This window comes from Bacillus sp. RC51 (assembly GCF_044908115.1).
Taxonomy (GTDB): domain Bacteria; phylum Bacillota; class Bacilli; order Bacillales; family Bacillaceae_G; genus Bacillus_A; species Bacillus_A mycoides.
In genome coordinates this window covers 207,376-221,953 of sequence record NZ_JBIYCW010000003.1, presented here as the reverse complement: position 1 = coordinate 221,953, position 14,578 = coordinate 207,376, and the positions used below count along the sequence as shown (strand labels likewise).

The 14,578-nt window shown below is 35.9% G+C and carries 14 protein-coding genes, 1 riboswitch and 1 other annotated feature; of the genes, 5 read left to right on the top strand and 9 right to left on the bottom strand.

What is annotated here, in order from left to right; genetic code table 11:
- Positions 1–473: 473 nt before the first annotated feature.
- The 4 genes from ABH959_RS09530 to ABH959_RS09515 form a co-directional block, all read right to left on the bottom strand.
- Positions 474–941: a GNAT family N-acetyltransferase gene (locus ABH959_RS09530; protein WP_063218067.1), complete on the bottom strand. Its 468-nt coding sequence runs from the start codon at positions 939–941 to the stop codon at positions 474–476.
- A 122-nt stretch (positions 942–1,063) separates the two neighbouring features.
- Positions 1,064–2,002: a thioester domain-containing protein gene (locus ABH959_RS09525; protein ID WP_078185084.1), complete on the bottom strand. Its 939-nt coding sequence runs from the start codon at positions 2,000–2,002 to the stop codon at positions 1,064–1,066.
- 123 nt (positions 2,003–2,125) lie between these two features.
- Entirely contained in the window at positions 2,126–2,965 is an 840-nt protein-coding gene (locus ABH959_RS09520; protein ID WP_113936301.1) for an aldo/keto reductase, read from the bottom strand.
- A gap of 16 nt (positions 2,966–2,981) precedes the next feature.
- Positions 2,982–4,145 (bottom strand): MFS transporter, encoded by a 1,164-nt coding sequence (locus tag ABH959_RS09515; RefSeq protein ID WP_161939635.1) that lies wholly within the window; start codon positions 4,143–4,145, stop codon positions 2,982–2,984.
- Positions 4,146–4,539: 394 nt separating this feature from the next.
- Between ABH959_RS09515 and ABH959_RS09510 the strand changes: the two genes are divergently transcribed.
- The 3 genes from ABH959_RS09510 (at position 4,540) to ABH959_RS09500 (ending at position 6,981) form a co-directional block, all read left to right on the top strand.
- Complete coding sequence (locus ABH959_RS09510) at positions 4,540–4,887, top strand: winged helix-turn-helix transcriptional regulator (protein WP_000760478.1); 348 nt, start codon at positions 4,540–4,542, stop codon at positions 4,885–4,887.
- Between the two features lie 430 nt (positions 4,888–5,317).
- Positions 5,318–5,758 carry a DUF1641 domain-containing protein gene (locus tag ABH959_RS09505; protein WP_002016003.1) on the top strand — a complete coding sequence of 147 codons (441 nt, stop codon included), beginning with the start codon at positions 5,318–5,320 and terminating at the stop codon, positions 5,756–5,758.
- Positions 5,759–5,802: 44 nt separating this feature from the next.
- Positions 5,803–6,981 (top strand): NAD(P)/FAD-dependent oxidoreductase, encoded by a 1,179-nt coding sequence (locus ABH959_RS09500; protein ID WP_113936300.1) that lies wholly within the window; start codon positions 5,803–5,805, stop codon positions 6,979–6,981.
- Positions 6,982–7,245: 264 nt separating this feature from the next.
- Here the strand turns inward: ABH959_RS09500 and tyrS are convergent, their stop codons facing one another.
- From tyrS to ABH959_RS09475, 5 genes are all read right to left on the bottom strand, one after another.
- Positions 7,246–8,508 (bottom strand): tyrosine--tRNA ligase, encoded by a 1,263-nt coding sequence (gene tyrS / locus ABH959_RS09495; RefSeq protein ID WP_012261963.1) that lies wholly within the window; start codon positions 8,506–8,508, stop codon positions 7,246–7,248.
- A gap of 53 nt (positions 8,509–8,561) precedes the next feature.
- Positions 8,562–8,778, bottom strand: a binding site (T-box leader).
- 107 nt (positions 8,779–8,885) lie between these two features.
- Positions 8,886–9,803, bottom strand: coding sequence for a UDP-N-acetylmuramate dehydrogenase (gene murB, locus ABH959_RS09490; protein WP_002034675.1), 918 nt, complete (start codon positions 9,801–9,803; stop codon positions 8,886–8,888).
- 386 nt (positions 9,804–10,189) lie between these two features.
- Positions 10,190–10,585, bottom strand: coding sequence for an SET domain-containing protein (locus ABH959_RS09485; RefSeq protein WP_000573650.1), 396 nt, complete (start codon positions 10,583–10,585; stop codon positions 10,190–10,192).
- 210 nt (positions 10,586–10,795) lie between these two features.
- Positions 10,796–12,298, bottom strand: coding sequence for a DUF4077 domain-containing protein (locus tag ABH959_RS09480; RefSeq protein WP_088040404.1), 1,503 nt, complete (start codon positions 12,296–12,298; stop codon positions 10,796–10,798).
- Positions 12,299–12,332: 34 nt separating this feature from the next.
- Positions 12,333–13,391 (bottom strand): endonuclease/exonuclease/phosphatase family protein, encoded by a 1,059-nt coding sequence (locus ABH959_RS09475; RefSeq protein WP_404492514.1) that lies wholly within the window; start codon positions 13,389–13,391, stop codon positions 12,333–12,335.
- A 219-nt stretch (positions 13,392–13,610) separates the two neighbouring features.
- Positions 13,611–13,670: riboswitch (Fluoride riboswitch) on the top strand.
- Positions 13,671–13,724: 54 nt separating this feature from the next.
- On the opposite strand from ABH959_RS09475, the gene crcB (ABH959_RS09470) reads away from it, so the two are divergent.
- Together crcB (ABH959_RS09470) and crcB (ABH959_RS09465) are read left to right on the top strand one after the other, a co-directional pair.
- On the top strand, positions 13,725–14,129 hold the full coding sequence (gene crcB, locus ABH959_RS09470) for a fluoride efflux transporter CrcB (RefSeq protein ID WP_404492548.1): 405 nt from the start codon (positions 13,725–13,727) through the stop codon (positions 14,127–14,129).
- On the top strand, positions 14,126–14,482 hold the full coding sequence (gene crcB, locus ABH959_RS09465; RefSeq protein ID WP_404492513.1) for a fluoride efflux transporter CrcB: 357 nt from the start codon (positions 14,126–14,128) through the stop codon (positions 14,480–14,482). Before crcB (ABH959_RS09470) ends, crcB (ABH959_RS09465) begins: the two co-directional genes overlap by 4 nt.
- Positions 14,483–14,578: the final 96 nt, after the last annotated feature.

Sequence of the window (14,578 nt, the reverse complement as noted above, 5' to 3'; positions counted from 1 at the left end):
TTCATTTACTGCAAAATCAATTTATCCTTATACACTCATTTAAAATACACAACAAAACTTCGCGCCCCAATACCGCTTAACTTTATTCCCTATATGTATTCGCTTTTTTATATAACAAAAACTTTTAAGTCTAAAATTCCGCCTCATCTTTCTCTATGTTTTATGATGAGTTCTCCTTTTTTCATCACGGGTAATGATAAGAAATACACCTAACAAGTATTGTTGTCTATACATGAAAAATGTGTATAAAAATATTGTTTTTTACAATTCATTCATAGGCATCCATCTATGGACAGTTTTTCCAAAATGAATTGTACATGATTTCTTTCTCGTTAGATAGCCTTTTCGATTAGATTAATATTACAATTTTATGAATTTAATCCAAAAATCGTAATGTTTAGATTTCTAATTTTTAATGTTATTTTAAAATAAAAACCTGTCCGAAAGATACTATTCTTTCGGACAGGTTTTTATTAATCCAGCATTCGTTTCATTATAAATCCTTTTCCATGTAACCACTCATCCTCTATTTCACCGGTTAAATGGAATCCAATTGATTCATATAATTTTTGCGCGAGTTTGTTTTCTGGATGTATGCTTAAATACATCACTTTGTAATTATATTCTGTTTTAAAATGCTCCATTAACAAATGCAATAATGGTTTTGCATACCCTTTTCCTTGGCATGCACTATCGATGACAAATTGATTTAAATATACAGCCTTTTCTTCTTCCTCAAACCAGCCATACATTGCATATCCAATAGGCACATCGTCATCATATAGACCTACTGAAATTGCATCTTCTTTATATTTTGTTTCAGCATCAACTAAACAATTTTCAACTGTACTTTCAATAAATTTATGCTGTTCTTCTGTTACTTTTAAGTTAGCAATTTTATGCCGATTTTCTTTCGTTATTTCACGAATACGAAGTTTCATTTTTTATCTCTCTTTCTAATTTCTTGTTTCCATTATACCGTGCGGATCAAAACATTAATGCTGGCGATATAAGAAATCCAAAGCATGCAAAAAAGCACTGGCAAACGCCAATGCTTTTTCCACTATCTTTTAATTTGATTCGGTTTATGTGGTTCATTTGGTGTATAGGGTTTATTTGGTTTATTATCATGACCATTTGCTTTCTTCCAACTTACCGCCAACTCTGGACTTGTTTTCTCTTCACTACGCTCAAGTAATACAACCGCATTTTGAATAGTCGGTGTACCTTTATGTGCAATTCCTTGTAGTTTCGTTAAATTCCCTGATACTTTAAAGCTAAATCCACCCGATGGTGTTTGTTTCGGAATTAAAATGCGGAACTTTTCTCCTACATTAAATTCTGTTTTTCCCTCGCCTTTTTCATTTACGAACTTCGCGCCTTCTGGTGCACCTGTTGCTTGCACTTTATACGTTCCACTTTTTGCATTTGTTTGCACTGTGTATAAACCTGTTTCAAAAAACTCATTTTTTAATACTGCCTCTTGTTCTTCTGATGGTACTACACTCATCGTAATTTCTTGTAGTTCTTCACTAGCGTTTGCTTTCGCAACGATATCTTTCGTTACTTTTTCTACATTTTTATTACGGAAATCTAAATCGTTAATATCAATTTGTTTTAACGCATTCCACACCGCGAGCTGCGTTGCGTAATGTGCCTCTCTCCAATCGGAAACGCCTAATTCTTGTGGACTCTTCTGCGGATACCCGTTTAATAGTACACGGTATACGTTAATATCTACTTTACCCATTTCAGGTAAGTCTTGACCGCTCGGAGATTTCAAATCTACATTTAAGCAAAATGCAATTTTTCCATCTGCCGTTTTAATAAGCTCTGTTCGAATTGGTTTCTTCTTTGACCTACTATAACTCCAATCCATTTCATACTTCGTATGATCCATAACTTCCGCGAATGCTTTTTGAAGCGGGAATAATAAGTTCGCAAATACAAATAAAACACTCAAAAAAGCGGCCATTATCTTGAACGATCGTTTTATATTCATGTCTACAACCCCTTATAAAATAACAAATTTACTACTGTTTATTATTTAGTTAGAAATGTTTTTTATGCATAAGTAAAATAAAAAAGAGTGCAAACTATTTGCACTCTTTCTTCCACTATAAGTTTAGAAATCAAAGTTATCAGGATCTGGACCAACGCGGTGGTTCTGATTTAAAGCATCAATCTTTTCCATATCTTCTTTTGTTAATTCAAAGTCGAATATATTAGCATTCGCAATAATACGCTGTTCTTTCGTTGATTTCGGAATCGTTACAACTTCATTTTGAAGATCCCAACGTAAAATGATTTGCGCTGTTGTTTTACCGTACTTATCAGCAACTTCTTGTAAAGTTTCATTATCTAATAATTGCCCTTGCATAAGTGGTGACCATGCTTCCATTTGGATTCCTTGTTCTTTACAGAAAGCTTGTAGTTCTTTCTGCGTTAAACGCGGGTGATACTCTACTTGGTTAATCATCGGCTTAATTTCCGCACCTTCCAGTACGTCTTTCAGATGATGGATTTGGAAGTTACTTACGCCAATTGTACGCACGCGTTCTTCTTTATAAAGTGTTTCTAACGCTCTCCACGAATCTTTATATTTCCCTTCAACAGGCCAATGGACAAGATATAAATCTAAATAATCTAGTTCTAATTTTTTTAAGCTCTCTTCGTATGCAGCAAGTGTCGTTTCATATCCTTGATCTGCGTTCCACACTTTTGAAGTAATGAATAAATCTTCTCGAGAAATTCCTGCTTCTTTTATACCAGCGCGAATGCCTTCTCCAACTGCTTTTTCATTTCCATAAATCGCAGCTGTATCAATGCTACGGTATCCTTCTTTAATGGCTACTTTCACAGCCTCTACAAGTTCCGGTCCATCTTCTACTTTAAATACACCTAAACCGAACCAAGGCATTTCCACACCGTTATGCAATGTTGTTTTACTTTGTAAATTTTTCATTATATTTTTCTCTCCTTTATTTTGCTTGATCTCTTTTTTCTAAGTTCATACTCCAAGCTGTTAAAATAACAGCGCCTACTACCATAATGCCGCCTACCCAAGCTGTATGAATTAATCCTAACGAGTTCGTTACAATACCGCCCAAATAAGCCCCAAGAGCAATTCCTGCGTTAAATGCTGCAATATTCATTGCTGATGCGATATCAACGGCACTCGGCACGAAACGCTCAGCCAATATAACGACATACACTTGTAGTCCTGGAACATTCATAAACGCGAATAGCCCCATAAAAATAATTGTGATAAGCCCCGCTACTTGAAACGGCGCTGTAAATGTTAGTACGAATAATACAATTGCTTGAATAAAGAACATGTAAAATAGTGCACGAATTGGATTATGATTCGATAATTTTCCGCCGACCATATTCCCAATCGCAATTGCAATCCCGTACACTAACAAAATGATTGTAACGGTACTCGATTTAAATCCTGTTACTTCTTGTAATAGCGGAGATAAATACGTAAATGTTACGAATGTTCCTCCGTATCCTAATGCAGTAATGACGAAAACAAGTAAGAGTCTTCCGTTCGTGATAAGTTTGAATTGATCACGAAATGATACTCGTGTACCCTTTTTTAAGTTAGACGGAATTAACATGCTGTTTGCGACTAAGGCAACAATTCCAATGACCACAATCACCATAAAAGATGCTCTCCAGCCAAATTGTTGACCAATAAACGTTCCAATTGGTACACCTGTAATCGTCGCAACGGTTAAACCAGTAAACATAAATGCTATTGCACTAGCACGTTTATTCTCTGGTACAAGCGCAGCCGCAATTGTGGATCCGATCGACATAAAAACGCCGTGTGCAAACGCAGATACGACCCTCGCCATAAGCAACACAGTAAAACTTGTTGCCACTGCCGCAATTCCATTACCAATAATGAAAATAATCATAATCCACATTAATAACGTCTTTCGCGACATACTAGCTGTTAATGACGTTAATACTGGGGCACCAAACGCTACCCCTAATGCATATAAAGAAACGGTTAAACCCGCTGTTGTAACAGAAACATGTAAATCCTCTGAAATAGATGGTAATAAACCGACACTAATAAATTCGGTTGTACCAATTCCAAACGCACTAATTGCTAGTGCTAATAAAGCAAACATACTTCTTCGATTCGTCTGTACCGCTGAAGAAGATACTGTATATGAATTCAATTGAACTCCTCCTTAATGCGAGAAATCCAATCATAATAGTGTGATAAAAAGGCCTTTTTATCTTCTACAAAAATAATGTTACTGCTGATATATGCTATTATGAATGGCTTCACTCTTTTTTTGAAGAACGCACTTTAAAGTACGATAGGTACCAAAAAGTAACATAGGCACTTTTTAGTACCGTACTACTCATTTCCCTCTTACGTATGCTATTATGGAACATATTCAACATGATAAAAAGTACGTACTTTAAAGTGCTATAGGTACTTTTTAGTAACATTTAAATTATTTGGCTTCTTTTGTTGGAGAACTGAAATCTACATTCATCAAAGGAGATTTTTATATGAAGAAATATAATATTCCCGTTGAAGCGACTTTAGAGGTTATCGGCGGAAAATGGAAAGTCGTTATTCTTTGCCACTTAACGAAAGGTACAAAGAGAACGAGTGAATTAAAACGTCTCATGCCTGGTATTACACAAAAGATGTTAACACAGCAATTACGCGAATTAGAAGAAGACGGAGTTATTCAAAGAAAGGTATACAATCAAGTACCACCGAAAGTAGAATATTCTCTTACAGACTACGGTTGGTCTTTAGAATCCATTCTTGATTCTCTTTGTACTTGGGGCGAATGCCACCTTGAAAAAAGCGGTAACACATCAATGCTAATTACAGAAGGTGAACAATAAAAAAAGGAAAAAATGAACATAAATTTGTCCATTTCCTCCTTTTTTTCTTTATATATATGTACATTTTTAAGATAGATAAAATAATTTATGCGCTTTCATGCCTTGTCAGTACTAGGTTACAGAATCAATATCAAATAATTAGGAATCATTTTTATGTTAACATACGTGTATATAGTATATAATATAGGATATATATTATATACACTTTCCGATAAGGGAACTTTCCATTATGCGGACAAGCCATGTATCGGACAGTTCATAAATAATAGGTAGGACATTATGGTTTTGGATTTATGATTTCAGCTTACTTGCTGTCATAAATTTAAAGGCATTTTATTGTGCTTTGTGAAACTTTGTATAAAGTTTCGCAAGTGTTTACTATCTTATCTATCAAAAATAAGAGTATTGCTATCGTAAAGGAGAATTGGAGATGCCAGAAACTATGACTCAAACAAAGCCAGAACAAGAAACTGTACAAATTTCTGCTAGCCAAGGACAACTTGATGTACTTGATCAGTTGTTAAAACCTGAGGTACAAGAATCATTAACAACACTAGTGGAACAGCTTCCAAAATTAACTGAGCTTGTTAACATTTTAACTAAGTCTTATGACTTCGCTCAAACTGTTGCTACTGATGAAGTATTAAAAAGCGACACTGTTAGTGCAATCACAGAGCTTGTAGAACCTGTAAAAGATACAGTGAAAAGCATGGCTGCAACTGCTATCGAAGCGAAAGATCGTGCTGATGAAAGCAACGAAGTTATCGGCCTGTTCGGTCTATTAAAATTATTAAAAGACCCACAAGCACAAAAAATGTTCCGCTTTGTGAACGCATACCTTCAAATTAGTGCAGAACGTAACAATAAATAATTTAACTTATAACAACAATTAGTAAAGACGGGGGATATCATACTATGTCAAAACAAATTGTCATCTTAGGCGCTGGTTATGGCGGTCTTCTTGCCGCTTTAAACGTACGTAAATATTACAGCAAATCAGAAGCACAAGTTACAGTGATTAACCAATACCCAACGCACCAAATCATCACTGAACTACACCGCCTTGCAGCTGGTAACGTTGCTGAGCAAGCAATTGCAATGCCACTTACAAAGCTTTTCAAAGGTAAAGACATCGATCTTAAAATTGCAACAGTTGAGTCATTCTCAGTTGATAGCAAAGAAATCAAACTAGCTGGTGGCACTACGCTATCTTACGATGCACTTGTAGTTGCTTTAGGAAGTAAAACTGCTTACTTCGGTATTCCAGGACTAGAAGAAAACAGCATGGTATTAAAATCTGCTGCTGATGCAAACAAAATCTACAAACACGTTGAAGACCGTATTCGTGAATACGCTAAAACGAAAAACGAAGCTGATGCTACAATCGTAATCGGTGGTGGCGGATTAACTGGCGTTGAGCTAGTTGGTGAGCTTGCTGACATTATGCCTAAACTTGCAAAAAACCACGGCGTAAATCCAAAAGAAGTTAAACTTCTTCTTGTTGAAGCAGGTCCAAAAATCCTTCCAGTATTACCAGACCACTTAATCGAACGTGCAACTGCTAGCTTAGAAGCACGCGGTGTTACATTCTTAACAGGTCTTCCTGTAACAAACGTTGCTGGTAATGAAATTGACTTAAAAGACGGTCAAAAAATCGTTGCTAACACATTCGTTTGGACAGGCGGCGTACAAGGTAATCCATTAATTGGTGAATCAGGTCTTGAAGTAAACCGCGGTCGTGCAACTGTTGATGCACATCTACAATCTACTTCTCACAAAGACGTATTCGTTGCCGGAGACAGCGCTGTTGTCTTCTCTCCAGACGGTCGTCCATACCCACCAACTGCACAAATCGCTTGGCAAATGGGTGAGTTAATTGGATACAACTTATACGCAGCACTAGAAGGCAAAGCATTCGAAGAGTTCGCACCTATCAACTCTGGAACACTTGCTAGTCTAGGACGTAAAGATGCTGTTGCTACAATCGGAGCAAGCAATACTCCGCTTAAAGGTTTACCAGCATCATTAATGAAAGAAGCAAGTAACGTTCGTTACTTATCACACATTAAAGGTCTATTCAGCTTAGCATACTAATCTGAATATAAGCCCGAATCATGCCCTGCATGGTTCGGGCTATTTTTATCCCGCTATTTGCGGGCTGATAATCAGTGGGGATGAACAAAACCCCCCACTGATTAAAGTTTCACTTTATCCGTAATTTTCTCTAACTTATTTATTCGACAAAAGAATAATATAACCTCTTTAATTATCAAAATATACTGACTTTTTTATGTCGAAATTGTGTATATGAAAAGAGCGGAAGTAGATATCTTCCCTACTTCCGCTCTTTCACAAGAACTATTCTCCTAATTCCACTAAGCTGTAGTTCTTCTTCCCTTTACGAATAATGATGAATCGTCCATCAAATGAATTTTCTACAGTAACATCCCTACTGACATCCGTTACTTTTTCACCATTCATAGATATAGCCCCATTATTAATATCTTCACGCGCTTGACGTCTAGAAGGTTCAATTCCTAAATCAACTAGCCACTCTACGATATTTTTCGTCTCTTTTGAAGATTGGAATGTCGGCATCTCTTTAAAACCTTGTTCAATTTCATCAGCTGTTAACGACTTAATATCTCCGCTAAATAACGCTGCTGTAATTTTCACTGCCTGTAAAAATGCTTCTTCTCCATGAACGAATTTCGTCATTTCTTCCGCTAATACTTTTTGTGCTTCACGTTTATGAGGCTCTGTTTCTACCTTCGCTGCTAATTCATCAATTCGCTCTTTCGTTAAGAACGTAAAGTATTTCAAGTATTTAATTACATCACGGTCATCTGTATTCACCCAGAACTGGTAAAATTCAAACGGTGTTGTCTTTTCCGGATCAAGCCAAATAGCACCACCTGCTGATTTACCAAACTTCGTACCATCTGATTTTAATAATAATGGAATCGTTAATCCGAATACTTTCGCTTCATGACCTTCTAACTTACGAATTAAATCTAAACCACTCGTAATATTTCCCCATTGATCACTACCACCAATTTGCAATTGAACATCTTCTTTTGTGTATAAATGATGAAAATCCATCGCTTGCAAGATTTGGTACGTGAATTCTGTGAAAGAAATCCCTGTATCTAAACGACTTGCGACAATATCTTTCGCTAACATGCTATTTATGCTAAAGTTTTTTCCGTAATCACGTAAAAACTCGATAATGTTTATTTTATGTGTCCAGTCATAGTTATTTACCATCTTCACTTCGCTATTCCCGCCAAAGTCAAATAGCTTTTTCATTTGCGCTGTTAACGCATCTACATTATGCTGCACCACTTCTAAAGTTTGCAGTTGACGCTCTGATTGACGTCCACTTGGATCACCAATTGTTCCTGTTGCCCCGCCAATTAAAATAACCGGATGATGACCAGCTAATTGGAATCTCTTCATCATCATAAACGGAATCAAATGTCCGATATGCATACTATCACCAGTCGGATCAACTCCGCAGTATAGTGAAATCTTTTTCTCTTCTACTAACTTACGTAAACCTTCTTCATCTGTCTGCTGATTCACAGCACCGCGCCATTCTAATTCATCAATAATATTCATCTTTTGTCATCCCCTTTATTTTTTTGAAAACAAAAAAGCCCCTATGTCTACGACATAGGGACGATTATTCACCGTGTTACCACCCAGTTTGCATAAATAGCATAGCTATTCATACCACTCTTAGCAATAATATCGATTGCTAGTCCGCTTAGCGTTACCTAAGATACTCCAGAGTGTAATTCACAAGTTTGTTTGTGCTAGGTTCCAGCAATCCCTAGCTCTCTTTGATAACAGTGACAAACTGCTACTGGGCTCTTTCAACGTATAATTTATTTGTTAAATTATTAGCCATTATATTGAATCAAAATCAAATTGTCAACAATACCCAAATGTTATTTCGAAATAATTCATACTTTTATACGTTTTTTATTCAAAGATTACTGTAGATTTTCTCCAATAATCCTTACTTCTCTCTCTAATTTCACACCGAATTTTTCTTCAACTGTCTTTTGTACAAAATGAATTAAATCGATATAATCTTGTGCAGTTCCGTTATCAACATTCACCATAAATCCAGCGTGTTTTAAAGAAACTTCAACTCCGCCAATTCGCTTACCTTGCAGTCCTGATTCTTGAATAAGCTTACCCGCGAAATTATTTGGTGGACGCTTAAATACACTGCCACATGAAGGATACTCTAAAGGTTGTTTTGACTCACGTTTAAACGTTAAATCATCCATTTTTTCTTTAATTTCTTCACGCACACCTTCTTGAAGCTCAAATCTCGCTTCAAGAATAATGTAATGGTTGTTCGCAAATACACTCTTACGATATCCAAATTCAAATGCTTCTTTCGTTAAAGTACGTAGCTCTCCATCACCTGTCATTACGACAGCTTCTGTTAATACAAACGATACTTCACCGCCGTAAGCACCAGCATTCATATATAACGCTCCGCCAACTGAACCTGGGATACCACAAGCAAACTCAAGACCCGTTAAATTATGATCTAATGCAATACGTGATACATCAATAATTGCTGCACCACACTGTGCTACAATCGTCGTTCCTGTTACAGTAACACCTGTAATATGAATTAAACTTACTGTGATCCCACGAAGACCACCGTCTTTAATAATAACATTCGATCCGTTTCCTAAAAACGTAACTGGAATATTGTATTGATTCGCATACTTTATAACTTCTTGAATTTCATCATAATTCGTAGGAGAAACGAACACATCCGCTTTCCCGCCCACTTTAATATGCGTATGATTCTTTAACATTTCATCTTGCTTCACATGACCTTCAGGCAATACTGTACTTAAATATTTATAAACCTCGTGCATATTCATTTTACAATTCCTCTATTTCTATAATCTTTTTATCCCGCTATATACGGGTCCATAATATCCCCACGTAAAAATGCATTACAGAACAACAGCTAGCGTGGTGAATACAGTGTACATAAAGCACACCTATAAACCTCTTAAATTATAAGAGGTTCCACTCATATTAAAATATATATCGCATAATAAAGCAACCCAAATGGGCTACTAAACTTGACATGTAACTATATAGACAACAATTTGTAAAATATATAGGTTTTTCAAAGTAATACCCTTCATTATCTTACTATACCACACGAAAGAAAAGTGGTATTTTTTTGTAATCTTTACTTTATTTTCATCAATAAAAAAGAGCACATCCCACAGAATGTGCTCTTTTTATACTCTTTAATTTATTTTTCGTTCTCTTCTTTTTCCTTATCAAACCATAATAGCTCATCGTCATCAACTTCACCATTATAATTGATTAGAATCTCTTCTCCCGCTTTTATATCTTTGTAAGCAAAGAAGTTAAACGTATGATTCTCGAAGACAATATCATACGTTGCATTCGGATTATATGCATGATTAAATAACATACCGTATCCTAACAGGAATGCCGTATGATTTACCCCATACTCAAATGCGTAGTCAGCAAGTAACGTTTTCTCAATGTGTTCATGCTGTTCATTCGGATAAGAGATAACTGGTGCTGAGTGTATCAACTCACCCTTTTTAATATCACGAGTTGCAAATACCCCTCTATTAAATTCTCCATCACTAAGTTCAGAAGTCTTAACTTCGATCATATGCGTCACCTATATAATTCTTTCTTTGAAGTATTTTATTCCGCTATTTGCGGGGTTCAACTAATAATCAGTAGCGTATAGCCCCACTAATTAAAGTCTCAGTTTATCTCCTTAAGCTTGGCAGAAAACGCGCAGAAAAGCAATTAAATTACTATCAAGTATTCATTTAAATGAAAAAAGAGCACACATGGTGTACCCTTTTAAGAGATATTACTTTTCTAGAATATCTTCTAGCAATTTCACTTGCTCGCTAACAGTATGTAACGTCTTCACCGATGTATCATTTCGATGCTTTTCTTCTTCAACACTCGCTAACACTTCTTCCGTAGCTGCAGAAGTTTGTTGAATTACGTTAGAAGCATGTGTAACGTCCTTTACGATATTCGTCGTTTTAGCTTGGAAACTTTCTTGATGACCAACAATCTCCCTCATTACATCATTAATCGCATCAATAAACTTCCCTAAATCCGTTACATTCGTCAAAACACTTGCTAACATTTCGTTACATTCTTCTTGTACTCTTTCTGACTTCTCTACCTGCACTTCTACTTTACTTGCTTGATTACTAAACTCCTTCAAAATCCCTTGAATTCTCCCCGCAGAACGATTCGATTCTTCAGCAAGCTTTAATACTTCATTCGCTACAATAGCAAAACCTTTTCCATGCTCGCCTGCCCTTGCAGCCTCAATATTTGCATTTAAAGCTAGCAAACTCGTCTGACTTGAAATATTCGTGATTACATCTACAATTTCATTAATTTGTTTCGATTGTGTCATTAATTCTCTAAATATCGTTCCTGATTGTGAAACAACATCATTTAAACTTCTCATGTTAGCTTCAAAATTTCTTAAAGTATTTACACTACCCTTTGAGATTTCCAAACTTTTATCAACACGCATCGACGCATTTCTTACTTGAGAGATGATTTGGTCAATATTTCCCTCCATATCATTCAATACTTCTACTGAACGTGACATCATCTCTGATTGCGATTGAGTTCCCACTGCTACTTCTTCAAAAGCAAAGTTAATTTCACTCATTGACTCCATCGATGTATTCATATTTTGTCTTAAATGATTGAAATTACTATCTAACTTCACAACAGTCTCCTCAATAAGCCTTTGCGTTTCTTCTAACTCCTGAGCTTTCTTCATCACCGCTTGCTTCTCATCCCTTAAACGAGCCAAAAGATTAGAACCAATCTTTGTGACACCCCACATAGCGATCGTTACAATCGCTAACAAGCTTGCGAAATTTGCAGCTTCAGATGACGCTGTATACGCAAAAAATTGATTTGGCCAATAACTACAAAGTATAAATGTAACAACAACTGCTACCCCGCCAAGAATTAAAATAAGACGTTCACTCAAATAAATAAGTGAAACCGCTAATGTAAAATAGATCATTTGAAATACAGCTGGGCTTTCATTAAATGCTTGTACCATAATGAAAGACATAATAAGTAGCATACATGTCATGATGTATTTATACATTGCTTCCATACTTTCTATAAAAGTAAGCAGCGTTCCAAATACTACGATAGAAATACCACACATCCAAAATGCTATTGCTCTCTCTGTAAAAATATATCCGTAATACCCAATCGCGATTATCCCAAGGAAGAAACTACAAATCGTGATAAACAACAATAAATGATTTTTCTGTGATTCTTTCTCAAGGTTAGAAAAACAAGTTCTCTTTAACCACTCCATATATGAAGCCCCACCTTCTACTCATACGTATCGATTACTTCAGCTTGAATACCGCACTCACTGGGTTATGATCGCTATTTTCAAACTTCAAATCTTTCCCTTGTACATTTACAATTTCAACATTCGGTGAAACGATAAAGCCATCAATAATCGTGACAAAGTTTTCACCTTCCACGTATTTCTTTACATCATCTCTCACAGTCATAACAGACGGATCTACAGCCCACTTAAAGCCACCATCAGTAAAGTCCTTCGGTAATTCTACTAACCACTCAGGACGCTCTTTCACAAACTTCGGATCGCTTAACTGAACGTTAGAAAGTAATTGATTCCAGTCTCCGCCCATTATGACATAATCACCATTTTCATAATGCTTGTTCATATATTTTTTTAAATATTCTACTTGCTGTTTTCTAATTTTCCCGCCTTCATCATAAGCAGACAAATGTAGATTTACGAGTCTAACAAATTTCCCATTATTAACAGGTATTTTATGTTCAACAATCGCTCGGTCTAAATCAAATAAACGCTTTGGCCACGGCTCCATTCCAGGAAGCTGAAATCTCTTCGCTGTTTGAACCGTATATTTAGAAAATGTACTTAATCCAGCTTCAGCATATCCCATTGGATTTGTTATTGGCACCGGAACCCATTTCGTATCGTAGTTCTTTCCGAATGACGAAGCATAATCAGGTAATCCTTTTTTCAAAAATTCATGCCCATTTACATCAAATGATCGCATTGATTTTATATCTGTTTCTTGTAATAGTGCAAAATCACTATTCTCATTTTGTAAAAACGAAAGCATATTCTTTAAGTTAGTTTCCGTTTGTTCTTTACTACTTGAACCAGACCCTTTTCCCCCATCCATAAAGAAGTCTTGCTCCTTATCTAGTCCAGCATATCCAATATTAAATGTTGTAACTTTAAATTCATTTCCAGGCGCAATTACGCGCTCCTTATTGTTTTCCACCTTCAAGCTTATAACATCAGCCGGCTGTTCTTTTGTAAGTGTCATATACGCTAAAAACCCACCTACAACTCCCACCCCTACTAAAATACATATAAGTACTATTTTTAATAATTTTTTCAAACAAACGACTCCTTTTCTAAAACATACGATTTTACTTTTCTTTATTTTCAGTTAAATAAAAAAATGACAGACATACGAAACATTTTATCACACCGAAAACCTTATATCACTATATTTAGTTTATAAGTAAGGATTCCTTATCTTAAACTATTATATAAATACAAAATGCACTAACTTCTCCACTGGAAATTAAACGCAATGTTTAGTACACTATATGTAATAATCATAGGCGATGGAGTTCGCCATAACCGCTGCTTAGCTAATGACTCCTACCAGTATAACTACTGGTAGGAGTCTATTTTTTTGAGCAAGCTATTTAAAGAGGTGAGAAAATTGATTTATATTATCGTTGGCATCGCCGGCATATTAGGAGCCCTTTCCCGCTATTATTTAGGTCTTACTATTCATACATTTTGGCATCATTCTTTTCCATTAGCTACATTACTCATTAACTTAGCCGGCTGCTTCTTATTAGCATGGCTAACTACGTATATCGCCCGGCTAAACATCTTACCTTCAGAGCTTATCACAGGCATCGGGACTGGATTCATCGGTTCCTTTACGACGTTTTCAACATTTAGTGTAGAAACTGTGCAATTAATCAATCATTCTGAATGGAGCACGGCTTTCTTATATGTATCATGTAGCATACTTGGCGGTCTCATTATGTCTGGACTTGGCTATACACTAGGTGATTTCTTAATTAAGAAATCACTTACGGAGGGTGATCACTTATGATGGAAGCTTTATTAGTAGCAACTGGAGGATTTTTCGGTGCGATTACACGATTTGCAATTAGCAATTGGTTTAAAAAAAGAAATAAAACATCCTTTCCAATTGCTACATTCCTTATTAATATAACAGGAGCATTTTTACTCGGGTATATAATTGGCAACGGAGTCTCTACAGGATGGCAATTATTATTAGGAACTGGATTTATGGGCGCATTCACCACATTTTCGACACTTAAATTAGAGTCCATTCAGCTTCTCAATCGCAAAAAAATTTACACATTCCTTTTATATTTAAGTACTACTTACATAATTGGTATCCTATTCGCATTCCTTGGAATGAAGCTCGGTGGAATATAAAAAAGCGACTCTATTGAGTCGCTTTCTTTCATAAAAAGTATGTTCCGTCATACGGGATGGAAAATAAAGTAAAACTTTAATCAGTGGGGGTTTTGT

Bases quoted from the DNA above. Each gene is read 5' to 3' on its own strand.
- murB (WP_002034675.1), bottom strand. From the start codon at position 9,803: ATGAATATGCACGAGGTTTATAAATATTTAAGTACAGTATTGCCTGAA.
- ABH959_RS09480 (WP_088040404.1), bottom strand. From the start codon at position 12,298: ATGGAGTGGTTAAAGAGAACTTGTTTTTCTAACCTTGAGAAAGAATCA.
- ABH959_RS09520 (WP_113936301.1), bottom strand. From the start codon at position 2,965: ATGAAAAATTTACAAAGTAAAACAACATTGCATAACGGTGTGGAAATG.
- ABH959_RS09500 (WP_113936300.1), top strand. From the start codon at position 5,803: ATGTCAAAACAAATTGTCATCTTAGGCGCTGGTTATGGCGGTCTTCTT.
- tyrS (WP_012261963.1), bottom strand. From the start codon at position 8,508: ATGAATATTATTGATGAATTAGAATGGCGCGGTGCTGTGAATCAGCAG.
- ABH959_RS09530 (WP_063218067.1), bottom strand. From the start codon at position 941: ATGAAACTTCGTATTCGTGAAATAACGAAAGAAAATCGGCATAAAATT.
- ABH959_RS09510 (WP_000760478.1), top strand. From the start codon at position 4,540: ATGAAGAAATATAATATTCCCGTTGAAGCGACTTTAGAGGTTATCGGC.
- ABH959_RS09505 (WP_002016003.1), top strand. From the start codon at position 5,318: ATGCCAGAAACTATGACTCAAACAAAGCCAGAACAAGAAACTGTACAA.
- ABH959_RS09515 (WP_161939635.1), bottom strand. From the start codon at position 4,145: ATGTTTGCTTTATTAGCACTAGCAATTAGTGCGTTTGGAATTGGTACA.
- crcB (WP_404492513.1), top strand. From the start codon at position 14,126: ATGATGGAAGCTTTATTAGTAGCAACTGGAGGATTTTTCGGTGCGATT.
- ABH959_RS09525 (WP_078185084.1), bottom strand. From the start codon at position 2,002: ATGAATATAAAACGATCGTTCAAGATAATGGCCGCTTTTTTGAGTGTT.
- ABH959_RS09485 (WP_000573650.1), bottom strand. From the start codon at position 10,585: ATGATCGAAGTTAAGACTTCTGAACTTAGTGATGGAGAATTTAATAGA.